This window comes from Salinivibrio sp. PR6, assembly GCF_001995955.1.
In the GTDB taxonomy this organism is placed as follows: Bacteria; Pseudomonadota; Gammaproteobacteria; order Enterobacterales; family Vibrionaceae; genus Salinivibrio; species Salinivibrio siamensis.
In genome coordinates, this window is record NZ_MUFA01000017.1 from 34871 (window position 1) to 57740 (window position 22870).

A 22870-nucleotide genomic window follows, 5' to 3' on the forward strand; every position below is an offset into this window, starting at 1 on the left:
CCATCTCTTTTTTTATCTCGGTTTATTGCCCTGATCGCCGTGTCTTTGCCGTTTTACCAATTTGCCGTTTTACCAAGATAAACGCGCAGAACGACGAGTGAGTATTGCCATCAATAGCGCCCCCAATAGGAGTGCGAGGCCGATGAGGAAGCGAAATTCGGTCATGTTCGATTGCAGCTGCTTTTTGGCTTCATTGATAACGGAGTGATGCTCAACGGTGAGGCGGAGAAAACCGACAATGTCGCCATCACGGCTGATTGGTGTCATCAGTTGCTGTCGTCCTTGGCTTTCCAACCCCAGCGGAGTGGTCAACCCAACGGCTGTTTCCAACGGTAAGGCGTTGGTTGAGCGCACGACAGGGCTGCCGTTGAGCTGATAGAAACTGGCATCGCGAATTAACGGCTCGGTTGCCAGCTCATCAGCCATGGCTTGTAAAGGCTGATAATTCTTATCCACTAAGGCATCATAGGCTTGCACACCCACTTGGCGGGTCATTAGCTGGGCTAATTGGTCCGTTTGCTGGTATAGCGCTTGGTACTGACGCTGGCTGAGTGTGGTGCTGTAAAGCATCAAAGCGGCAATAGTCCCCATGGTCATGAGCAAAAGACTCCACCAAGTCACCCGCCGTAGTGTTTTGCGCGAAATTGAAAACATACCTTCCTCAAAGCCAGATAAACAGAGTCAATTAGCACTGGAGCTTACTACGGTTTTTATGGTATCACAGCCTCATTGTGATTGATTCATTCACCAAGCTTGCTTGGAAACCGAAAGGAAAATATTGACCATGGATAAGGCCAAACCGTTGGCAATTCACCGTTCACCGCAACTCTACTGTCGCTTTCCTTCCATCACCACGCCGTTTTTCTCTCGCCACCGGCATGGCGGGTGGATTGTGTTTGCTAAAGCCATCGACCCCCGTCAGCTTGACGATATCCGTTTTTTTACTGGGGAGGCGCTAGAGGTCGTCGATGGATGGCGTGTCGGGCCGTATGAGGTGTTATTGATCCGCGGTGAATTGACGGCTGAACATCGCACCGTGATTGAGGCGCTCAAGCTCGACTGCGCGGACTTACAGGCCCTGCCGGATTTAAGCAGACCTGGTTTGGCGGTGTTTGACATGGACTCCACCGCGATAGAAATAGAATGTATTGATGAGATTGCGGCACTCGCTGGGGTTGGAGACGCGGTGTCTGCGGTCACCGAGCGCGCCATGTTGGGCGAACTTGATTTTGAGGCAAGCTTACGTCAACGCGTGGCGGCGTTGAAAGGCGCTGACGCGGCGATACTTGAGACAGTGAAAGCGCAGTTGCCGTTGATGCCAGAAATGGCGAGCTTAGTGGCCAGTTTAAAAGCCCACGGCTGGTATGTGGCGATTTCCTCTGGCGGTTTCACCCATTTTTCTGATCATCTTCAACAGCGATTAGGCTTGGATTATGCCGTGTCGAACCAGCTTGGATGCCGTGATGGTCAACTCACCGGCGAGGTAGACGGGGCAGTGGTGGATGCGCAACGAAAAGCGGATGTGTTAACCATGTTGGCACAAAAGTACGATATCGCCCCAGAGAACACGTTAGCTGTAGGCGATGGCGCCAATGACTTGGCGATGATGGACGCTGCGGGTCTCGGCATTGCGTATCATGCGAAACCCAAAGTGAATGCGAAAGCGCAAGCTGCGGTCAAACATGCGTGGTTGGGGGGTGTGTTGTGCGTGCTCTCTGCCAGTATTCGAAATCGCATTAGTTGGCAGCCACGCTAATAGGGTAAAGGGTGTGGCACCCACTTGGTGTGGCACTCACTCGGTGTGGTACCCACTGGGTGCCATCCTCTCTTTGCTGTTGCCCCGGTCGATATCGTGCCGATTCATTCGTATGTCGCCTGCGGTTATCGTCCCAGGCGCATTAGCACTTCATCGGTCACATCGACCAACTCACCGTAGGCACACAAGGCAACAAATTCGTCTTCTAGCTGGCGTGCTTTGTGGGTATCGCGTTTGAGTAACGTGGATAACTGCGTGGCATCAATATCTTGTTCAGCATGGGCTAGCGGTGTCATCCGATTGCGTAGCACCGCGAATGCGCCGCCTTTTTGCGCCAACTGGATGAACTTACGCCTTGCGTCGTCTGATTCAAATTCACTATCGGCAAAGGTATGGACGGCGCGCACCTTATCATCTTGCATGTCTATCCAGACAAAGTATTCGCGCACCAGCTCTTTAAGAGGCTGCGAGGGGCGAGTGACTTCATGAGTGCGGGTGAGAATCTTGTCTCCGAACACCGGATAAAAAGACAGTTGGCGACCGCCGCCTGCGCGCTCGAGAAAGCGGTGCAAACGGCTGGGCGGCAGGTTGATACCCACTGCGGGCACCGAGAGTACACCGTTGTCGCGCCGAATAAAGTAGGGTTGTACGGTTAAGCGCGTAAGCAATAATTGGTGCATGGCCCAAACCAAGGGAGGGTCGGGTAAACGCTCATCCAGCACGGTCAGTTTGTCGAGGTTGTGTTCAATCAAGCGGCGAAGGTACTGGCGACGACGGGTGTTGGGCGCTTCAGTGGTAAGCTTGAGTTGGATATTGTCTCGTTTGGGGCTCACTCGAATGACTTGATACGGCATATCGACGAGAGGCGCACGAGGGTCAATATTGACAAACGCATCGAGTGATACAGACACCAAGTCATCTTTCGCACCTTGAAAAGGCTGCGCCAGTTTCAGGTTCAACCCACCCGAGGAAAAATCGACCAGTTTTCCCTTCAGCGCTCCCTGTTCTGAATGCACCAGTGATACCTCAGAGCGATAGGCATAACGTGGTTCACGACGTTGTGGTTGACGGTCAGAAGAGATGAGCTGGGCAAGACAAACTGGATTACGTTGGTGTAAAAAGCGTCGCAAGGCTTGACTGGATAACGACGGTTTGGGGTGGGTTAAATAACTCTCCTTGCTTTCGGTATGAGTCACATCTTGCACCAACGCGACATGAGTCAGGGTTTTGAGCGTATTCAGCCAATCAGGCGACACATCTTGTAGCCGTTCAATGTCACCCGCGTTTATGGCTGACATGGTCACCTTAAACACCCGCCATGAATGGCGCTTGGCACCCAGTTGCCAGAACAGGTGGCGCTCATCTTCGCTCATTTCGCTGGGCGAAGCGGAATAGAAAAAACGCTGTTTGTTTTTCTCTACATAAAAGCAATATAACAATAGCTGGCTGGTTGATGCCCCTTCCACTTGCAGCAGTGACAAGCGCTGTGCATCGAAAATATGATTAATGACAGGTTGATTGCGGCTGTCGTGCCAGTAATCCCATAGCTCTCGATTTTGCCGCGTTTGTAATACGTACTCTAACTTGTCTTGCGCAAAGTAGAGCGGTAGCACGCTGGTGTGATGCAAGAAGGATTGTTCATAGCTTTGCAGCTTGAGAGTGAGTAGCTTGTCCTCTCCATCTTGTTTGCCACGAAAGTCGGGCGAGGCCATTTCTGCATCGAGGGCCTGCTTAATCGCGTCACTGCTGGTGTCAAGCCGTAAGCGTAGCCAAGCACTGCTGGTGGACTCTTTGTTTTGATCGACGCCAATAATGCGATAACTCAGCCCTTGTTCCAGATCGGGGTCTTGATACTTTTGCGCCAGTGCTGTGAACCGAACGATGACTTCAGCGCTAGGCGGGTAATCGAATGCCGCGGGGACACGTACTCGGCAGCCTGAGTTAGACAAGTCGCTGGTGACCCCATGTACCTCATAGCCGGTATTCAGTGTTATTAATACTTGGGTAGCAAAATGGATGCGGCTTTCACTACGCGCTAAATAACGTCCAAAGGTGAGTTTCTCGGGTAATAATGCCGCCTGGGCGCTATCACTGACTGGGCCTTTTCCTTGTTGCTGCGTCTGCTTTTCTTGTTCGTGTTTGACGCGAAAGTTATTAGGGGTATTGTGCAAATCTTCCCACAACCCCTGAGTCATTTGCCCGTTGTATAAAGGCAAACGCTCGTAATAGCGGTTAATCGCGACATCATCCAGCCAATGCTTTTTGCCGTTGAGCTCGTATTGATGACACTCACCATCCACTTTGCCACGCAGGTCGATGGTACGGTTGCATGGCGTCATCAAACGTCTGATCTCCATTTTGATCAGAAGTTTGGCAGAGCTTGGCTCGTTGGCGGTTAGCTTATCGAGCAGCACCTCAAATTTTGGGGTTTGGGACATCGGAAGCAGTTGCTCAATCAGTCCCTGGTAATCATCCTGCTTCATGGCAAAGTCTGGTAAAGTATTGTCCTTGTATATTAACGGCACGCGTCGGAAAAAGTGTCGGAATAATTAATAAGATAGCAATCATTTTGTGAATTAGCTGACATCATACGTCTTGGAGAGCGAATGGCAAAAACAAAACGAGCCTACGTATGTAACGACTGTGGCGCGGATTTTCCCCGTTGGCAAGGGCAGTGCTCAGCCTGTGGCGCGTGGAATACCATTACAGAAGTAAGACTGGCAGCATCGCCCCAGGTCGCGCGCAATGAAAAGTATGCCGGGTATGCAGGTAGCGCAGAAGGACAAGTACAAACCCTGCAGGATATCGATTTACAAGAAGTGCCACGCCTGAGCAGTGGTTTTAAAGAGCTGGATCGTGTGCTCGGCGGGGGGATCGTCCCTGGTGCCGCTATTTTGATTGGTGGTAACCCAGGCGCGGGGAAAAGTACTTTGCTGTTGCAAACCATGGTGGGGCTCGCACACCATTTGCCGACCTTGTACATCACAGGGGAAGAGTCATTACAGCAAGTGGCGATGCGCGCTGATCGGTTGGGGCTTGCCAAAGATCGCTTGAAGCTGTTGTCAGAAACGGGCGTAGAAACCATCTGCCAGGTGGCCAAAAAAGAACAACCGAAAATCATGGTGATTGACTCGATACAGGTGATGCATGTCGCGGATGTGCAATCCGCGCCCGGTAGCGTGTCGCAGGTGCGGGAGTCTGCCGCAGCCTTGACCCGTTATGCCAAGCAACACAATGTGGCGATTTTCATGGTGGGGCATGTGACGAAAGATGGCACACTGGCTGGCCCCAAGGTGCTGGAGCACTGTATTGATTGTTCGATTTTGCTCGATGGCTCCAGTGATAGCCGTTTTCGTACGCTGCGCAGCCATAAAAACCGCTTTGGTGCGGTCAACGAGCTTGGCGTGTTCGCGATGACAGGGCAGGGTTTAAAAGAGGTCAGTAATCCCTCCGCTATTTTCCTTTCACGTGGTGAGGAGCAAACCTCCGGTAGCTCGGTAATGGTGGTGTGGGAAGGCACTCGCCCTCTATTGGTAGAGTTACAAGCCTTGGTCGATTATTCACAATTGGCCAATCCACGCCGGGTGGCGGTGGGGCTAGAGCAAAACCGTCTTGCCTTACTTCTGGCCGTTTTACACAAACACGGCGGGCTGCAAATGTCTGACCAAGATGTGTTTGTTAATGTGGTTGGTGGGGTTAAAGTCACCGAAACCAGTGCCGATCTTGCCCTGCTGTTAGCGCTGATATCGAGCTTTAGGGATCGCCCGCTGCCGAGAGAATTGGTGGTCTTTGGTGAAGTCGGTTTAGCCGGGGAGATCCGCCCTGTACCTAGCGGGCAAGAACGTCTGATGGAAGCGGCAAAACATGGCTTTAAAAAAGCAGTCGTGCCCAAAGCAAACTTGCCGAAACAGCGTATTGAAGGGATGACGGTTTATGGCGTTAGCAAACTCTCCGACGCCCTGGATGTGTTAGAAGACTTGTAGTCGAGCGCAAGTACCAATAGCGAAGTGGTGGGCGATGATACGGCCAGTTAACCGAACAAAGACGCTCGGTTTTATCATCGCGCGATGGCCTCCATTACATGGAGGCTTTCGTCGGAGTGGTTTGCACATCGGCCTCACGCTGCTGCGCGGTGCTCAGTGGCGGCTCAGCGTCTGGCATATTGGCGACTTGTACCTGTGTTTCGACCAAGTTTTCCACCACCGCGACTAAATGTCCCCAACTGACGCGCTTCTCGTTTTCGAGCAAGGTATCAAACTGTTCAGCACTCCACTTAATAAACCGGCGCGGGTTAAGCGCCCGTCCTAAAAAACGCACTTCGTAATGCAAATGAGGGCCAGTGGATAAACCTGTGTTGCCTGACCAAGCAATCAAGTCCCCTTTTTTCACGAATTGCCCACTGCGTACGTTGAACTTATCAAGGTGGGCGTAGAGGGTCATAAAGCCAAAGGCATGGTCTATTTTTACAAAGTTGCCATAGCCTTTGCGACGGCTGGGTCTGACATACTCCACCACGCCATCGGCCGGGGCATACACCGGGGTGCCGATGTCTGCGGTTAAGTCTAACCCCATGTGGAATTTTTCTTTGCCAGTGACCGGATGCGTCCGTGAGCCATAACCGGAGGAGCGCCGATAACTCTGGATGGGTTTACCATTGGGGATGAGCTGTAGCATGGTATAGCGCACGGCAGAATTGATCGCCGCCACATCAAGCCGATGGGTCAGCGAGGCATCTTTGGCGACCGATTGTAGCCCTAACATATCTTCTACCGTCACGACGCGTTGGGTGAGAGCGGTTAGCTCGACATCTTTGTTTTCGATGGTTTGTGACAGCTCATCGCGTTTTTGTTGCAGCATGGCCACTTCGTTATTCAATGCAGCACGCTCTTCACGTAAACGGTTAACGGCGGCTTCAGCTTCAGTAGAACGCTCGGAGAGTAAATAGAGGCTGGCGAAGGTCACGGTGAGAACGGCCAACAATACCAACGCCAACGTCTGCACTACCTTTTTGCGGGTAGGGCAAAGCGTATAATGCTTCACACCGTTTGGGTGTGAGATGGCGATGTGGATGTGATCTGTCATGACTGGTTACTGCTGGCCTGCGTTTGGTACCGCCCATGACGACACGGAACTAAGACTCGGGCTCCGTCATAGGGTCGGTCAACTGCGCTAGCTCGCGATGAAGGAGCTCATCGTTGCCAACGTTAAGTTCAACAAGCCTTTTTAAATGACTGGCACTATCAATGTCAATGTGATCAATATAAAGATGGAGGTAATTCTCGCAGTTATTGACGAGAATGCAGTCCATGTCTAATTCTACGTCAGAGTCATGCAGATAAAAGATCAGCGAAAACGTTGTCTGTTGTGGGTTGGCTTGCCAATTATCTGGGCGAGACAAAAGCACCCCTTTCAAAGAAAGGTCGAGTACATGTGCGTGCCACGACTGTTCATTTTGCTTGAGTATCGCGGGGGCACGATACATCACGCGGGAAAATTTTCTACGCTCTGGCATGATCGCATCTCCTCATTCCTTTGCTTAAAGTGTAGGCGATGCATGACGGGCGACCTAATAATCTGTGTGGGCGTATCGATTCTGAAACATTTTTTGATGTCTTGGCGTTATTAAACGGATGGAATGCGGTTTGTGGGTGGGGAAGTTGGCCATATGACTGCGAGGGCGTAAGGCGCCTATTACATCGCCCCGAAAGAAAAAGGGCAGCGTTGGCTGCCCTCATGAGTGCGGCGTTACTTGGCAACGCGCTTGTATTTGATGCGGTGTGGCTCAGCCGCTTGTGCGCCCAGCGTTTTCTTCAACCAATCGGTGTATTCGGCAAAGTTACCTTCGAAGAAATTCACTTGGCCTTCATCACGATAGTCAAGAATGTGGGTGGCGATACGGTCAAGGAACCAGCGGTCGTGCGAGATAACCATCGCGCAGCCTGGGAACTCGAGCAGAGCTTCTTCCAAGGCGCGTAGGGTTTCAACGTCCAGATCGTTGGTTGGCTCATCGAGCAGCAGTACGTTTCCGCCTGCTTTTAATAGCTTGGCCAGGTGGACGCGGTTGCGTTCACCGCCGGACAAATCGCCGATACGTTTTTGTTGATCGCTTCCTTTGAAGTTAAAGCGAGAGACATAAGCACGCGCAGGCAACTCAAAGTTATTGATGCGAATAATATCGGCACCTTCCGAGATCTCATCGTAAACGGTTTTGTTGTCGTCCATACTGTCACGGAACTGATCCACCGAGGCCAATTGCACGGTGTCACCGACCTCTACTGTACCCGCATCCGGTGTTTCGGTACCACTGAGCATTTTGAACAGTGTTGATTTACCCGCACCATTGGGGCCAACGATACCGACGATAGCGCCTTTCGGAACGCTAAAAGACAGATCGTCAATCAAGACGCGATCACCAAACGACTTGGTTAGGTTGTTAACTTCAATGACTTTATCACCAAGGCGTGGGCCCGGTGGGATAAATAGTTCATTGGTCTCGTTACGGCGTTGGTAATCGGAGGTGTTAAGCTCTTCAAAGCGTGCCATACGCGCTTTTGATTTGGCTTGACGGCCTTTCGGGTTTTGACGTACCCACTCAAGCTCTTTCTCAATGGTTTTCTGGCGGGCTTTTTCTTGTGAGGCTTCTTGCTTCAAGCGGACATCTTTTTGCTCAAGCCACGATGAGTAGTTGCCTTCCCAAGGGATGCCTTCACCACGGTCAAGCTCAAGGATCCAACCAGCAGCGTTATCGAGGAAGTAGCGATCGTGCGTAATCGCCACAACCGTGCCGGTATAGTCGACCAAGAAACGCTCTAGCCATGCCACTGATTCGGCATCCAAGTGGTTGGTTGGCTCATCGAGTAGCAGCATATCGGGCTTCTCGAGTAGCAAACGACAAATCGCCACACGGCGGCGCTCGCCCCCAGACAGGTTTTTGATTTGTGCATCCCACTCGGGCAGACGCAGGGCATCGGCCGCACGCTCTAACGCATTATCAAGGTTATGGCCATCTTTGGCTTGTATCAGTGCTTCAAGCTCACCTTGCTCTTGCGCCAAGGCGTCGAAGTCGGCGTCAGGATCGGCATAGGCCGCATAGACAGCGTCGAGACGCGTCAATGCATCCTTCACATCCGAGACCGCTTCTTCAACGGTTTCACGCACGGTTTTGTCTTCGTCTAGCGCAGGCTCTTGTGGGAGGTAGCCAATTTTAATGCCTGGTTGCACACGGGCTTCACCCTCAATCTCGGTATCGATACCGGCCATGATGCGCAATAGACTCGATTTACCGGCCCCGTTGAGGCCTAGCACCCCAATTTTGGCGCCTGGGAAGAAACACAAAGAAATATCTTTAAGAATTTGGCGCTTAGGTGGCACGATCTTGCTCACCCGCGACATGGTATATACGTACTCAGCCATTTCTGCTCACGCTAATTGTTGTGGTGTAAAAGACGCTATTCTAACGTTAACTTTGCCAAGTTTAACAGTGATTGTCATATTCGCTGGGTAATATAGCCCATGGGCGGCAAACCATTTGCCACAGCGCGAGGGAATTTGCTGATGGGATTGTTGTCTATTCGTTGTCACACATTTTGGATGTGACACATTCGTCACGGTGTTAATTGATTAGGAGCGACCTTTAACATGGAACGATTCATCGCTTTGTCCGGGCCTTTGCGCAATGCATCTTACGCAGCGCGTCGTGGTGTCCGTGCCTTCTCCCGTTCACTGCTACCAGGACTTATTCTAGGGGCCGCTTTTTCTCCTTCTCTCACGCTGGCGTCGGCCAGTCCAGACAGTGGGCAAATGACGCCTGCACAGCGTCAATATGAGGCGGCCATTGATGCGATTGAGCGTGGTGAATTACGTCAATTTCGCCGTCTCAAAGCCAAGTTGCGTGATTATCCACTTTATCCATATTTAGATTATCGTGACTTTACTCGCAACCTTGCAGAAAAGTCGCATGACTCGGTGACCAACTTTATTCAGCGTTACACCACTATGCCTTTTGCTAATAGTTTGCGCGCCGATTACCTCACACTATTAGCAGATCGAAAAGATTGGGCAACCTTGGTCGCTTTCCAACCCGATGTGCCAAGGGGAGAGCGTTATCAATGTCAGTATTACTATGCTCACAGCCAAGCTGGTAACCGTGCGTTGGCGCGCAGTGGTGCCAAGTCTCTGTACTTATCCGGTCAATCGGTCGACAGTGCATGTGACCCCTTGTTTGATTACCTCTCCGAGCAAAAGCAACTCACTGGTGATTTAATCTTACAGCGGATGTTGCTGACCTTTGAAGGGCGCAATCGCAGTTTAATGCGTTACCTACAAGGACAACTTCCCGACACCCACCAAGCGACGGGAAAGCAAATCATTGATCTTTACGACAAGCCTGATCAAGTCGCTGACTTTTCCAAGCGAAGCAAAGTGACCCCCTTTAACCAAACGCTTACTCGTCTCGCGTTTGAGCGACTGGCGCGCAAAGACGAAGCACAAGCCATTCGTCATTTCCGCCGCACCGTAGAAGGGCAACATTACGATAAGGATGAACGACAAGCCATTGCCGATTATCTTATTGGCCAATTGATGAATGACGATGAGCCTGCATTGGCTGCGTGGCGCGATCGTATGCTGAGACAAAGCGACGATGATGGTCTGCTCGAGCGACGGTTTCGCTTGGCGCTGGTGGAGGGTGATTGGCACGTATTGAATCAATGGCTTTCACTGCTCAGTGATGAGGCGAAACAGTCATTAAAATGGCGATATTGGCAGGCGCGAATTCAATTAGAGCTTGGCGACAGTCACGCGGCGAACCAGGCGTTTGAAACCATGTTGGGTGAGCGTAATTTTTACAGTGTGGCTGCCGCTCAGCACCTGGAAAAGCCGATTCATATCCCTTCGCGTACCGCCGTGTTGAAAGAGGCGGGACTGATGCCTGTCAATGATGTGCTGGCGCGAGTCGATGAGCTGATTGCGCTTGATAAAATCTACGCGGCTAAGCGCGAGTGGTATTATGTGTTGCAGCGCGCCAGTGATGAGCAAATTGCGCTACTGGCCGCCTATGCCAATAAACAGCATTGGTATCATCTCGCGGTACAAGCCACCATCGCTGGAAAAATGTGGGATCACTTGTCGTTGCGTTTTCCGCTTGCCCATCAGTGGTGGTTTGAATTTTTCAGTCGCGAGCGCGGGGTGGATAAAACCACATTGATGGCGCTATCACGCCAAGAAAGCGCTTTTTTCACTCGTGCGGTCTCTCACGTGGGTGCAAGAGGATTAATGCAATTGATGCCGCGTACGGCACGTGAAACCTCTCGTCGATTAGGGTTTGATTATCAAGGGCCGGCCAGTCTTAGCGATCCTGGCGTGAATATTCGCTTGGGCAGTGGCTACTTGAAAATGATGCTTGATCGCTTCGATAGCAATCGCGTTCTCGCTTTTGCGGCATACAATGCCGGACCACATCGAGTGAGTCGTTGGCTGGCACGTTCGAAAGGGCACATGGATGCCATTGCCTTTATCGAGTCGATCCCGTTTTATGAAACGCGCCATTATGTGCAGAACGTGTTGATGTTCGATATTTACTATCGCCAACTTTTAGGTGAGCCCGTGCAATTTTTGCGAGCCCACGAGTTGGCACAGCGTTATTAATGTTACAATCGCGACCATCACGTAAAGAGCGAGAGGAACCCATGTCGCAATCGCCTGCATTTTCTGGTTGGCAAGATGTTATCGCGCTAGTGCGCCGTGCTGGACAAGATGATAATGATGATGCCTTGTTGACAGCGTTACTGACCCCCGATGAGCGAGATACCTTGGTGGCCCGGATTAATATCTTGCATGAGTTGTTAGAAGGGAGAATGAGTCAGCGCCAGTTGAGTCAATTGCTAGGCGTGGGGATCGCGACCGTGACACGCGGCTCTAATGAGTTAAAGCGGATGGATGACGAAACCAAAAACTGGCTGGCTGATTTATTGAAACGTGAAGCTGAACAGTCCACCTCATCGACCTAATCAACAAAGCCTTAAATAGACAAACAACGGCGCCACAGGGCGCCGTTGTTTGATAGTGAGACGCATGTACTTGTAATTCATGAGTGAGTTTGAATAATTGGGCATCCAACTAACACATGGAGAGTCAGATGAAAAAAACACTCGTTGTTGCTGGTATGTGCGCAGCACTTGCTGGTTGTGGTGGCGTAAATAACGCTTTACTTGAGAAAAACAAGTCAGTTGAGTATTACCGAATCTTCGATATCAAAACAGATTCTGATCGTTATACTGTCGCTGAAGCCGCAAGCGATGGGCTGGGTAAAAATGTTAATAGCGCAACAGAAGCAACCCCTATTCCTAATTTTTCAGAGCCGCCAGAGAAACCTGGGCGTTTCACTCTAACCAATCCTTTTCAGGGGTCTCAACTTGCTGCTTTGGCGGGAGCTACAGGCTCTGTGGGTATGAAAGTTGCCACTTGCGATGGTGCCGTTTGGACCGCTAAAGCTGTTAGAGATATTTCAGGACAGTCGAATCTGAATCTTACAGCTTGTTTGTGGCAATATCAGGATGGATATCATTTGGACACATACGCCACGTTCAATAAGAAAGAAGGTGGTTTGATGCAAATTAGCCGTGATATGGCAAGTGCCATGGTCGGTACGCCCGAAGAGTGGACAGAAAAAACAATTCTCGATATTGCTAAGCAAATTAAAGAAGAGACAGGTGCAAAGATAACCTATTTGGAAGGTTATCCTAAAATGGCAGATACGCCTTGGGTCGACGAGCTAGACTAATGTTCTGAAACGGCGCCACAGGGCGCCGTTGTTATTGGTGTTAGCGATACAAGTGTGGGTGCATAAACGGAATCAGCGCCATGATTAGCGCTTGATGGTAAACGCTTGAACGTGTAAGCCGATGCCCGGTGAGCATGCCAATGGCGCCCCCTTTTTGTTTTACATTTTCAGTGGCAAACATTCTGTCCATCACATCGCCAAGCTCTTCGCCTTGATGGAGAGCGTCTAACGCCTCTTGCGGCAGAGGCAGTGAGGCTGAGCACGCCTCGCCTTGCGTTGTCCCATCATCTATCACCATCCAAGCAAAGGTATGTTGGCCGTCTAAGCCGGCCTCTACTCCGACGTAAAAGTCTCCGTCATACTCCGCTTTGGCGTGACGAACGCGGTTACAGGCACCGGCATAGGTCTCTTGCGCGGTCATTGGTTGCTCTGCGACACCACTGGCAACGGAAACGCCCGTGAAGGTGAAAAGGGTATCGGGAAAAGCGTCACGAAAGGCGGCTTCAACGGCGGATAGTTTCGCGGGATTTTTGGATGTGACGATCACCTGGTTCATGCGCCCAGTGCTCCTTTTTATTCTGATAGGCGCGCTGCAGTATACGCCAACGGAGAGGTAAACGCAGCATTCCCCAAACACGACTAGCGTCCGTCACTTGGCCGACTTCGTTTAGACCAATTCGCATGCCTTGATGCCCTTTACGTGGCTGTGGCACATAGCTATTAAACCAGCGATCCCAGCACGATAAATTAAAGCCGTAGTTAGCGTTACACTCATGAAACCGGGTGGAGTGATGCACGCGGTGCATATCTGGCGTGACGATAACGCGACGCAGCCAAGCGTCTAGACGCTTGGGGAGGCGCACATTACTGTGATTGAACATTGCCATCCCGCTGAGTAGCGTTTCAAACACGATCACGGCGACAACAGGTGCACCCAGTAGCGCGACTAACACGCACTTAATGGCCATCGACAGCCAAATTTCCACCGTGTGGAATCGCGCGCCTGTCGTGACATCAATGTCCATATCGGCATGATGCACCAAGTGTAGCCGCCACAACCATGGTATCTGGTGGAAGAGTTTGTGTTGGTACCAAATCGCCATATCCATCACAACTAATGTGACGAGAACCGCGATCCATTCAGGGAGCGAAAACTGATTAAAAATACCAAAACCAGAGGCGGCGGCAAGATTGGCCGCGCCCACCGCAGAAACCGGGGCGAGTACACGTAGCGTGAGAGTATTAAATACAGTCAGTAAGATATTACCGGACCAGCGTTCTCGCCGCGTCCGAGTCAGTTTGCGTTTTGGCCAGCGCCACTCGGCGACAAGCATCACCGCAAGGACGGCAACGAAAAGGCTGAGTCTAAAACCGGCTTCGTGCGCTTCAATCCAATTCATAAATACTCCTTATCCGCTTGTAGTTTACGCGATAAGTACGTGTAACGTTTCATTTAACGGCGAAAATAGTGGGTTGGATCCTCAGCGATTGGGCAACTAATCTGTTTACTAACCGTGCTGTATTTCTCCGCGCTAACTGACCAAGCAACGCGAACGAGGAGGGAGTGTGTCACCGAGCTTGCATGATGTATACCTTGCCCGCCAAGCGATACAAGCCGTGGCGGCGCGCACACCGCTTGTTTATTCCCCGATGCTGTCTCAGCGTTATCATGCCCAAATCTGGCTCAAGCTCGAAACAAGCCAGCCGACGGGCGCGTTTAAGTTACGAGGCGCGACCTATGCATTGAGTCGGTTGCCCAAGGCGCTGCGTGAGCGTGGTGTGATCACCTGCTCGACAGGCAACCATGGCCGTGCACTTGCCTATGCGGCCAAGCAGCTTGGGATCCCGGCGACCGTATGTCTCTCTTCGTTGGTGCCTGACAATAAAGTGGACGCTGTTAAAGCAATGGGCGCGCGAGTGTGGGTAGTGGGTCGCTCGCAGGATGAAGCCGAACAAGCCGCGCTTGAGGCCGTTTCGCGTGATGGTTTGTGCTATATCCCTCCCTTTGACCATCCCGATATTATTGCCGGCCAAGGGACCATTGGGCTTGAGATCCTCGAAGATGCGCCAGATGTTGATGTGATTGCTGCGGGCTTGTCGGGGGGCGGCTTGGTGGGAGGAATTGGCTTAGCGGCGCGTACCATCGCCCCACATATCGACCTGATTGGCATTTCCATTCGAGACGGGGCTGCAATGCATGAAAGCATCATAGCGGGGAAGCCAGTAGCTGTGCCTGAATCTGAATCGTTGGCAGATAGCCTCGGGGGAGGCATTGGCCTTAATAACCAATATACCTTTGCCCTGGTGCCCCAAGTGATGACGCAACATTATCAAGTGGATGAAGCGTATATCGCCCGTGCGATGATCGATATGTGGCAGTGCGAAAATAGGTGGGTAGAAGGTGCCGCGGTAGTGGGATTGGCCGCTGCGCGTCAACACCAGTTAGATTGGCAGGACAAGAAAGTGGTGATCGTGGTCAGTGGAAACAATGTGTCAACCGACACCCTAGCAGCGGTCACAGCATTAAGTGAGCAGGTTTGTCCTTAGCTCGTCGTTGAATCTTGATGGGTGTCAAAGGAGCCCGTATGCAGTTATATCACCGTCAGCAAATCGAATCTGTCGCCACGTTTAATCGGCACAGTCTCAGCGTGATTGAAAATGCGTTCAGTGCTTTAGGGCGTGGCGAGGTAACTATGCCACCAGTGTTAAGCATGGCCATTCACGAGCACAACGGCGAAGTTGATGTGAAAACCGCTCACATTCAAGGTGCTGAGCGGTTTGCGATTAAAGTCAGTCCCGGCTTTTTCGACAATCCGTCGATAGGTTTGCCGAGCCTCAATGGTTTAATGGTGGTTTTCTCGGCGTCCACCGGTGTAGTGGACGCCGTGCTGTTTGATGAAGGGTATCTCACGGATGTACGCACGGCACTCGCGGGGGCGTTAAGTGCCAAGTATTGCGCGCGTGATAATGCCAAAACGGTCACTGTATTAGGCGCGGGCACGCAAGCAAGGTTGCAAGTGGCCGCGCTGAAACTGGTTAGAGAAATAGACACGGTTCATGTTTGGGCGCGAGACAGTGCACAAGCAAAGCGGTATCAAGCGGAGGTTGAAGCTCAGCTGGGGGTGCGAGTGATCCCCCACCAAGATGTGGCGCAGGCTTGTCAACAGGCCGATATTATTGTTACCACGACGCCGGCTAAACAGCCGATTTTGCATTGGCAAGATATTCCTCAGGGGGCCCATGTCACGGCAATGGGCTCGGATAGCGCAGAGAAGCGCGAGCTTGATCCTCATATTTTACACAATGCGGATTGGGTGCTGGTGGATAGACGTGCTCAGTCGGAGGTGCTGGGTGAGCTTAAAGGGCTGGCACTGTCACGATGTGTGGAAGAACTAGGAAACACAGTGGCATCGGGGCGTCCCATTGCGCGAAGTGATGCGGCGATCACCGTGTGTGATTTAACAGGGACAGGGGTACAGGATACCGCGATTGCAAATTATGTGGTCAGTGAATTGTGTAAGACGGAGGGGTGACCCAGTGATTGATGCTGTCTTATAAAACAAAAAGGTATAACTTATTACATAATAAGTGTTTTCCACTTCACATTCCTTGCATGCCTATGTAACAAAGAGGTTAATTTTTGCAGGTTTTGTTCAACTAATTAGATCTTATGCTCTAATAATTAGGCATAAGATCACGTTTCTTGTAATAGCCTGTTTCTATTGAGGTTGTTTCTTTTTACTAATGATGGGTCTCTCAGAATTGAGACACGTCTAGTTAGTGTAAAAAGGAATGATAAATGCACAAACACAGCTCTCTTGCGCTGATTCTCGGCGCACTATTTCATACCTCAGGGGTATGGGCGATGGCCCAAGTGCCAGATCCTGTCGATCCTCCTACCGATCCAGACCCACAAGCTTGTGTCTCACTGGTTGGCAATAATAGCATTGATGGCAGCCGCACCAGTGAAGAGCGTTGCTTGCCCGGTGACGATCCCTTTACGGCCGAACAATGGCATTTGCTTAACCGTGGTCAAAATGCCTTTGCTCGCGAAGGAGGCCAACCTGGCAATGACCTCAACGTATGGTTAGCCCATCGTCAAGAAGTGCTTGGACAAAACGTTAACGTCGCCGTCGTCGATGATGGGTTAGAAATTGCGCATCCCGATCTGGCCGCTAACGTCCGCGCTGGAAAGTCCTATGACTTTGTAGAGCGTGATGATGATCCTACACCGGAGGGGTGGAGCAGTCGCAATACTGCCCATGGTACGTCGGTCGCGGGGATTATCGCGGCGGTTCGTGATAATGGTATTGGTGGGATGGGGGTTGCACCGCTTGCCAACCTGCAAGGCTATAACTATCTCGAATACCAAAGCCAGAATGCGTGGGAAATCAGCCATGGTCGCGAAGGCTATTCGGATGATGTCCGCGTATTCAACCAAAGCTATGGCGGCTCTGGTATCCGCAGTTATCCTTACAGTGATGATCCGATGAGCTATGATGGCCGTCAAAACGCCCAGTACAAAAAAATGAGCACGGAAGCCTTTGGCGGACTTGGCGCAGTTTTCATCAAATCAGCGGGAAATGGTTATAAGCGTACCTCATTTAATCGTGAGCGCTTCCGTCCAGCGGACGATAACCATGGGTTACCGTGGCAAAACAGCAACCAATCATCCAGCAATGCGAATTACTGGAACGTGACGGTGAGTGCGTTGAATGCCGATGGTGAGCGTTCATCCTATTCCTCAGTAGGCAGCAGCGTCTTCTTGACCGCGCCGGGTGGCGAGTATGGGACCGATAAACCGGCGCATATCACCACAGATTTGACCGGTTGTACCATGGGCTATAACCGCGACGATCGTATTCCTTATGAGTCACACGATCTACACGGTGGGACAGAGATAGACAACACCTGTGATTTCAACAGTGTGATGAATGGTACGTCTTCTGCAGCGCCAAATACCTCAGGGGCATTTGCGTTGATGATGTCAGCCTATCCAAATCTGTCGCAGCGCGATATTCGCCACCTATTGGCGACAACCGCGACACGCGTGGATGCAGACGATGCCGATGTGCTTTTAACCTATCAAACGGCACTTGGTGGCGAGCGCACGGTGACTGGCCTAGAAGGTTGGAAGCAAAATGCCGCGGGGCGCTGGTATAGCCCAACCTATGGATTTGGTTTGATTGATGTTAATGCGGCACTCGAAGCCGCGAAGACATATCAGCCACTTCCTGCACAAGTGTTCACCGATTGGGCGTGGTCTTATCACAACCAAGAGGGTGAAACTGGACTCGCGATTGTAGATGCTGGGGCGGTGGCGACAGCAGACAGTGTGCAAGTCGCTGATAACCTCACTATCGAGGCGGTACAAGTGCGGACTTCGATCGAACACAGCCGTATGTCTGATCTGCTCATCGAGTTAGAGTCGCCCGCAGGGACTCGGAGTGTATTGATGTCTCCACGCAATAGCATGCTATCGAATACGCTAGATAGCACCTACCCAGAAGGCTTTACTGACCACTTGATGCTCAGCCATAAGTTCAATGGTGAAGTATCGCAAGGGCAATGGACACTCTACGTCACAGATACAGACGGCAAGACGCGTCAATACAGCCTAGGGGGTGAGGTGAAGTCGATGGCGAATAACAGCGTGAATGGTAAATTGACGCAATGGTCACTGCGTGTCATTGGTCACCGTGGTTAATAGGAGACGAAGTATGAAAAAATTAATGATAGCCCTCGCCGTCATGGGTATCAGCCTTGGTGTAAGCGCAGGCACGGTACAGCTAAATGGCAAAGATTATGTGGTCGTCGAAACCGACAGCAACGCGCGTAATATGAGTGGCGAGCAAATGGGTGTCATGGTCGGCGATAAAGTCGCTGTATCGGCACAAAGCACACCATTAACGGTCACTGGCTCGATTTTGGTCAAAGTCAGTGAGGCAAGCGCCAGCCAGCTCGCACAAAAATACGGCCTCGACTTTGTCAGTTACCTTGATGGCGTGGCGTTGCTGGAAGCGACCCCAGGCACCAATGTTGCTGAGTTAGAAAAAGCGTTGAACCAAGAGTTAGAGACCCCTGTTAACCTTGAGCTCAATCCGCAAAATCAGCGTCCCCAATAAGCAAAAACAGTGCTTATCAACAAGCCCGTCTTTTTAGGCGGGCTTTTTATCATTGTCTGTCCCCATTTTGTAGCGAAAAGTGTGGCCAAATTTTCCAACCAACCATTTTGTTACTAGATATTCCAGATTGTTCATAATTTTTACATGAGCCCAGTCTGACAGCTTGGTATGCTTTATCGCTTCTTGGCGCCAAAAAAATAGACAAATCATCATTATGCAGCTGCAATGCTGCCAGTAGGGAAAAGACAATGTGGAAAACCCTTAGACATTCTTTGCCATTGCAAATTGCGGTGGCGGCCGCACTAGCTTGGCTGGTGGGCACGGTATTCGGCCCCATTGAGAACGCGGAACAGACCACTTGGTATCCGTTGCTTATGCTTGCCAAGGTCAGTTATATCGGTCTACTCAAAGCCGTGGTCGGCGTGATGGTATTGCTCTCGTTACTGGAAGGGATCAGTAATATTGGCAATGTGGTTCGCCTTAAGCGCTTAGGTGGTGCAACACTTTTGTTTTACGGTTTTACCACCACCATTGCGATCACCATTGGTCTTGGCGCAGCGCTGATGATGCCCGAATGGCAACCGCTCACCAATGCACCGCCTGTGGATGAGAGCATTAGCTTTATCAACCAAGAGGCCGCGGGTGCCGGAGCCATTGCCACCAAACTTATCAATATGGCGTTGGTGAATCCATTTGCCGCGGTGACTCAGGGTAACCTTTTGGCGATTGTGGTGTTCACCATTTTGTTCGGCATTTCGCTGATTGTCGCACTGCCAGAGTCGCACCCATTATTCGAGACCATTCGTGGGCTGAATAAAGGCATTAACACCATGGTGGCAGGGATTATCAAGCTGGCGCCGTTTGCGGTGTTTGCGATTGTTTTCCAGTTCTCCCATCAAGGCGATAACGATCTATTTGGCCAGCTATTTAGCTTCGCCGCCTTGGTGTTTGGACTCACGATGGTCCACGCAGTGATTGTATTGCCACTTATTGCACGCGTCGCTGGTGGTATTGGCTTTGTGAGCCTATTTCGTGCCATTTCCGCGCCACTGGCGATGGCCTTTGCCACTTCTTCCAGTGCTGCGACACTGCCCGTCTCGATGCAGGCCGCCAAAGATGAGCTCAAGGTCACTCCGTCGACCGCGAGCATGGTCTTGCCGTTGGGCGCGGTGATGAACATGGATGGCACCGCGTTATTTGAAGGCATTGCTGCAGTGTTCTTGGCACAACTGTTCGGGATTGACCTGTCGACGACCGGCATTGTGATGATCTTCATTATGGCGATGGTCTCGTCGGTAGGCGCGCCGGGCATGCCGTCAGGCTCGATGTCGGGTATGCAGTTGGTGTTGCTGGCAGCGGGTATTCCACTGGAAGCCATTGCTATTTTGCTGATCATTGAGCGCCCACTCGACACCTTCCGTACTGCGGTCAATGTACAAGGCGATTTGATAGGTGCCACGGTGATTGATAAGTGGCAAAAGCGCTTTGGCTAATGGCTATATAGTAAAAAACCGCTCCCAACCACGGAGCGGTTTTTTTAGCCCTCTTCAATCACATGAAAGGCCCGGTATTCGTCGAACGCGTATTGGTCCGTCATACCGCTGATATAGTCAATCAACAGACGGGTACGAAAATAGAACTCGCGCGCGGTAGAAGAAGGGATCTGCTCCGCCAGTGCCTGTTTTTGTACTGCGTCGCGATAGGCTTTTTTATGTTTCTCAGGCAGCTTTTTAAATAGCCGCTGGGTGTATATCGACGCATGTGACTTGACTGGCTCGCCGTTGACTAAAGCCGTAAACACCTCACTGGGCAAGGTGAGGAGTGGACGATAGATGCTCATCAAACCATGGATGACGCGATAACCTTGTAGCTCGCGGCGTTCCACTTCAGGGTGACAAAAGGCATGCGCTTTGGCGACGTTTTTAAACGTTTGTACAAGTAAATGATTGACGCTGTTGTCTTCAATTAGCGCGTGGTTAAAGGTGCCATCAATGACAGCGGGTAAATGGTCGATAAAGCGTTGGGCGGCATGGCGAGGCAGGCGTTTATTGACCTCCACACGCAAGAAGACAAAAAACTGACTGTCACTACCGTGGCTGCGCTTTTCCGCGTTCTCTAACATGGTTGCCATGGTGTTAGCGTCATGCCCTTCACTGGCCTGGGTTAGCTGTACAAAGGTTGCCTTTAGGACCGCTTTCAGATCCGCGAGAGTCAGTACACCTTTTTCAACGGCGTCTTCTAAATCGGCAATGCCATAAGAAATATCGTCGGCCGCTTCCATGATGTAACTGACTGGGGCTCGACAGCCGGGCGAGATGGCGAGCGTTTCTTGTAAATCGCCGATGTACGCTTGTTCACTGAGAAAATAACCGACCTTCTTTTTCAGGTAAGCGCGCGCGTCGTCATCTGCAGGTTTCGGCTCGCTACCACACCGAGTGTATTTAAGAATGCCGGAGACTTGCGAATAGGTGAGGTTCAGCTGTTGTAAGGTATGGATCAGCCGTATGCCTTGTGCGTTGCCTTCAAAATGACAGAGATCGCGCTGTACCTCCTCAGGCAGTTCGTCATTAAAATGTTGGCGGTAGATAGACGGGACCTGCTCACTGAGCCAATCACTGAGTGCTTGTTCGCCAAAGTGTCCAAACGGTGGGTTACCTATGTCGTGCATGAGGCAAGCCATCTCAACCAAGGTCTCCAAGCAGCGGTCGAGCGGCGGTTCGAGTTGCGAGGTAGACAGTTTGTCGGCAATCAGTTGACTGATATAGCGCCCGACTTGCTGGACCTCTAAAGAGTGGGTGAGACGGCTACGCACGGCGGCATTGCGTTCAAGAGGGAAAACTTGGGTTTTTTGTTGCAAACGGCGCACGGCAGCAGAGTTAATGATCCGTCCACGATCGCTTTCAAACTGCTTCATCAAATCGCCGTTTGTTTGCGTTCTAAAAGGCCGATCTGGACGGATTTTTTGCTTAAAATTCACAGTCATCATGACACTCAGCTTGTCCACTTTTTAAGATAGAGTGCGGCGGATTTCACTGACTGTCAATCCGCCGCTTGGCATAGCAAGACGGCGGCGACATAGATTAATGCATAGAGGGACTTTTTCATTGTGAGCCTCCGGGTTATTGGGTGTGCTTATAATGTATTTATTTAATGATTAGGAGAGAGAGAAATATTGAGTCTCGAAGAAATATCACACTTGGTAAAAATCGATAGTTTGACTGACTTATCAAATGTGTTGTTGGTAGAGGAGAAAAGAAGCACTGCAGGCAAAAGGCAGTGAATTTGCCTGCAGTGTATAGCGTTTACTTGATGGTGAAGCCTAAATAAGCTTGGAACTCGTTATTATCGAAGATATCTTTGTCTTTTTCATTTCCTTGGGCATCTTTGAATTCCCAGTTAAATGCTTCATAGGAAACACCTGCATGCCAAGAGAAATGTTCATTTACCGCTTTTTTAAATTCTAATTCAGGCTGGATATGCGCATAGGCCAATGTTGTATCTGAGTCTGGCGTATGATAGGCCTCAACATAGTTCTCGATATTAAACATGAAGCCAGCAGGAAGTGGTAGCGAGTAAGTTAGATAGTTTTCGGTACCAATCTGATAGTCGTACTCTTCCTCCTCTGTGTCGTAGTAATCGAAGTTATACCAAGCGAGTTCGAGGTTCCAGTGCTTAGACAGATCGCCGGATAGGTAAAAGTTAGTTTCGACGCCACTTTTGTTTTTCAAGCTATCATCATTTTCGTTACCAAGCTGCGCCCATAATTCGATACCGAATGAAAAATCTTTTCCACCCAGAGTGACATCTTTACTGAAGTAAGGTGCAATAATATATTGTTTAGTATCTGAAGAGTCGGACTCATCACTGGCTTTCCATGATGCGTCGTAGCGGAATAAATAATACATGGTTGCATCAAAACTTCCGACACTTCCTGCACCTTGTGCTAAGCCAAATTGGGTATCCCAACCTTCTTTTCTTGCTTCACCTTCATTTTTAATGAAGTCTTTGTCGACATCAAAAAGAAAGCTGTAATCGTCGCTGAGTTTATAAGACCCTTTACCAATAGTGACTTCGGTTTTAGTGAGGCCTTTTTCATAATCATTAATCTTGACTTCACTAGTCAGTGAACCGAGCTCTCCAGCAAAACTGGTGGCACTGACAAGCGTGATTGCAGCGGCAACCGCTGTTTTTTGGATAGTATTACTCACT

Annotated in this window: 19 protein-coding genes; 10 read left to right on the top strand and 9 right to left on the bottom strand. The window is 50.7% G+C overall.

What is annotated here, in order from left to right; translation table 11 throughout:
• Positions 1–69: 69 nt before the first annotated feature.
• Positions 70–654, bottom strand: a complete 585-nt coding sequence (locus BZG72_RS12900) for an AhpA/YtjB family protein (RefSeq protein WP_077578328.1) — start codon at positions 652–654, stop codon at positions 70–72.
• Between the two features lie 130 nt (positions 655–784).
• Here BZG72_RS12900 and serB point away from each other — a divergent pair, with 130 nt between their 5' ends.
• A complete protein-coding gene (serB, locus tag BZG72_RS12905) occupies positions 785–1756 on the top strand; it encodes a phosphoserine phosphatase (RefSeq protein WP_077666963.1) in 972 nt (323 codons plus the stop codon).
• A 125-nt stretch (positions 1757–1881) separates the two neighbouring features.
• On the opposite strand, the gene BZG72_RS12910 is transcribed toward serB, so the two are convergent.
• Complete coding sequence (locus BZG72_RS12910) at positions 1882–4239, bottom strand: PilZ domain-containing protein (protein WP_046075144.1); 2358 nt, start codon at positions 4237–4239, stop codon at positions 1882–1884.
• A 123-nt stretch (positions 4240–4362) separates the two neighbouring features.
• On the opposite strand from BZG72_RS12910, the gene radA reads away from it, so the two are divergent.
• On the top strand, positions 4363–5739 hold the full coding sequence (radA, locus tag BZG72_RS12915; protein WP_046075145.1) for a DNA repair protein RadA: 1377 nt from the start codon (positions 4363–4365) through the stop codon (positions 5737–5739).
• Positions 5740–5833: 94 nt separating this feature from the next.
• On the opposite strand, the gene BZG72_RS12920 is transcribed toward radA, so the two are convergent.
• The 3 genes from BZG72_RS12920 to ettA form a co-directional block, all read right to left on the bottom strand.
• On the bottom strand, positions 5834–6838 hold the full coding sequence (locus tag BZG72_RS12920; protein ID WP_046075146.1) for a M23 family metallopeptidase: 1005 nt from the start codon (positions 6836–6838) through the stop codon (positions 5834–5836).
• A 49-nt stretch (positions 6839–6887) separates the two neighbouring features.
• Positions 6888–7268: a PilZ domain-containing protein gene (locus BZG72_RS12925; protein WP_046075147.1), complete on the bottom strand. Its 381-nt coding sequence runs from the start codon at positions 7266–7268 to the stop codon at positions 6888–6890.
• 233 nt (positions 7269–7501) lie between these two features.
• Positions 7502–9169: an energy-dependent translational throttle protein EttA gene (ettA, locus tag BZG72_RS12930; protein WP_077458796.1), complete on the bottom strand. Its 1668-nt coding sequence runs from the start codon at positions 9167–9169 to the stop codon at positions 7502–7504.
• Positions 9170–9394: 225 nt separating this feature from the next.
• Here ettA and sltY point away from each other — a divergent pair, with 225 nt between their 5' ends.
• The 3 genes from sltY (at position 9395) to BZG72_RS12945 (ending at position 12536) form a co-directional block, all read left to right on the top strand.
• Entirely contained in the window at positions 9395–11401 is a 2007-nt protein-coding gene (gene sltY, locus BZG72_RS12935; RefSeq protein WP_077639200.1) for a murein transglycosylase, read from the top strand.
• A gap of 41 nt (positions 11402–11442) precedes the next feature.
• The gene (trpR, locus tag BZG72_RS12940) at positions 11443–11763 is read left to right on the top strand and encodes a trp operon repressor (RefSeq protein ID WP_046075150.1); all 321 of its coding nucleotides are present in this window, start codon (positions 11443–11445) and stop codon (positions 11761–11763) included.
• A 128-nt stretch (positions 11764–11891) separates the two neighbouring features.
• The gene (locus BZG72_RS12945) at positions 11892–12536 is read left to right on the top strand and encodes a hypothetical protein (protein WP_046075151.1); all 645 of its coding nucleotides are present in this window, start codon (positions 11892–11894) and stop codon (positions 12534–12536) included.
• Between the two features lie 40 nt (positions 12537–12576).
• Here BZG72_RS12945 and yjjX read toward each other — a convergent pair whose 3' ends face one another.
• Both yjjX and BZG72_RS12955 read right to left on the bottom strand, forming a co-directional pair.
• Positions 12577–13092, bottom strand: coding sequence for an inosine/xanthosine triphosphatase (gene yjjX, locus BZG72_RS12950; RefSeq protein WP_046075152.1), 516 nt, complete (start codon positions 13090–13092; stop codon positions 12577–12579).
• Positions 13040–13936, bottom strand: a complete 897-nt coding sequence (locus BZG72_RS12955) for a sterol desaturase family protein (RefSeq protein ID WP_077666964.1) — start codon at positions 13934–13936, stop codon at positions 13040–13042. Before BZG72_RS12955 ends, yjjX begins: the two co-directional genes overlap by 53 nt.
• 166 nt (positions 13937–14102) lie before the next feature.
• Here BZG72_RS12955 and eutB point away from each other — a divergent pair, with 166 nt between their 5' ends.
• From eutB to BZG72_RS12985, 5 genes are all read left to right on the top strand, one after another.
• Complete coding sequence (eutB, locus tag BZG72_RS12960) at positions 14103–15083, top strand: hydroxyectoine utilization dehydratase EutB (RefSeq protein ID WP_077578333.1); 981 nt, start codon at positions 14103–14105, stop codon at positions 15081–15083.
• A gap of 38 nt (positions 15084–15121) precedes the next feature.
• The gene (locus tag BZG72_RS12965) at positions 15122–16069 is read left to right on the top strand and encodes a cyclodeaminase (RefSeq protein ID WP_077666965.1); all 948 of its coding nucleotides are present in this window, start codon (positions 15122–15124) and stop codon (positions 16067–16069) included.
• Positions 16070–16335: 266 nt separating this feature from the next.
• Positions 16336–18243, top strand: a complete 1908-nt coding sequence (locus tag BZG72_RS12970) for a S8 family serine peptidase (protein WP_198930071.1) — start codon at positions 16336–16338, stop codon at positions 18241–18243.
• Positions 18244–18256: 13 nt separating this feature from the next.
• Positions 18257–18661: a hypothetical protein gene (locus BZG72_RS12975; protein WP_046075156.1), complete on the top strand. Its 405-nt coding sequence runs from the start codon at positions 18257–18259 to the stop codon at positions 18659–18661.
• A 248-nt stretch (positions 18662–18909) separates the two neighbouring features.
• Positions 18910–20154, top strand: coding sequence for a dicarboxylate/amino acid:cation symporter (locus BZG72_RS12985; protein ID WP_077666966.1), 1245 nt, complete (start codon positions 18910–18912; stop codon positions 20152–20154).
• Between the two features lie 44 nt (positions 20155–20198).
• Here BZG72_RS12985 and dgt read toward each other — a convergent pair whose 3' ends face one another.
• A complete protein-coding gene (dgt, locus tag BZG72_RS12990; protein ID WP_198930072.1) occupies positions 20199–21647 on the bottom strand; it encodes a dGTPase in 1449 nt (482 codons plus the stop codon).
• A gap of 316 nt (positions 21648–21963) precedes the next feature.
• Complete coding sequence (locus BZG72_RS12995; protein WP_077666967.1) at positions 21964–22869, bottom strand: hypothetical protein; 906 nt, start codon at positions 22867–22869, stop codon at positions 21964–21966.
• Between the last annotated feature and the right edge of the window lies 1 nt (position 22870).

Excerpts from the sequence above, each read along its gene's own strand:
- BZG72_RS12900 (WP_077578328.1), bottom strand. The coding sequence starts at position 654 with ATGTTTTCAATTTCGCGCAAAACACTACGGCGGGTGACTTGGTGGAGT.
- serB (WP_077666963.1), top strand. The coding sequence starts at position 785 with ATGGATAAGGCCAAACCGTTGGCAATTCACCGTTCACCGCAACTCTAC.
- BZG72_RS12910 (WP_046075144.1), bottom strand. The coding sequence starts at position 4,239 with ATGAAGCAGGATGATTACCAGGGACTGATTGAGCAACTGCTTCCGATG.
- radA (WP_046075145.1), top strand. The coding sequence starts at position 4,363 with ATGGCAAAAACAAAACGAGCCTACGTATGTAACGACTGTGGCGCGGAT.
- BZG72_RS12920 (WP_046075146.1), bottom strand. The coding sequence starts at position 6,838 with ATGACAGATCACATCCACATCGCCATCTCACACCCAAACGGTGTGAAG.
- BZG72_RS12925 (WP_046075147.1), bottom strand. The coding sequence starts at position 7,268 with ATGCCAGAGCGTAGAAAATTTTCCCGCGTGATGTATCGTGCCCCCGCG.
- ettA (WP_077458796.1), bottom strand. The coding sequence starts at position 9,169 with ATGGCTGAGTACGTATATACCATGTCGCGGGTGAGCAAGATCGTGCCA.
- sltY (WP_077639200.1), top strand. The coding sequence starts at position 9,395 with ATGGAACGATTCATCGCTTTGTCCGGGCCTTTGCGCAATGCATCTTAC.
- trpR (WP_046075150.1), top strand. The coding sequence starts at position 11,443 with ATGTCGCAATCGCCTGCATTTTCTGGTTGGCAAGATGTTATCGCGCTA.
- BZG72_RS12945 (WP_046075151.1), top strand. The coding sequence starts at position 11,892 with ATGAAAAAAACACTCGTTGTTGCTGGTATGTGCGCAGCACTTGCTGGT.
- yjjX (WP_046075152.1), bottom strand. The coding sequence starts at position 13,092 with ATGAACCAGGTGATCGTCACATCCAAAAATCCCGCGAAACTATCCGCC.
- BZG72_RS12955 (WP_077666964.1), bottom strand. The coding sequence starts at position 13,936 with ATGAATTGGATTGAAGCGCACGAAGCCGGTTTTAGACTCAGCCTTTTC.
- BZG72_RS12965 (WP_077666965.1), top strand. The coding sequence starts at position 15,122 with ATGCAGTTATATCACCGTCAGCAAATCGAATCTGTCGCCACGTTTAAT.
- BZG72_RS12970 (WP_198930071.1), top strand. The coding sequence starts at position 16,336 with ATGCACAAACACAGCTCTCTTGCGCTGATTCTCGGCGCACTATTTCAT.
- BZG72_RS12975 (WP_046075156.1), top strand. The coding sequence starts at position 18,257 with ATGAAAAAATTAATGATAGCCCTCGCCGTCATGGGTATCAGCCTTGGT.
- BZG72_RS12985 (WP_077666966.1), top strand. The coding sequence starts at position 18,910 with ATGTGGAAAACCCTTAGACATTCTTTGCCATTGCAAATTGCGGTGGCG.
- dgt (WP_198930072.1), bottom strand. The coding sequence starts at position 21,647 with ATGATGACTGTGAATTTTAAGCAAAAAATCCGTCCAGATCGGCCTTTT.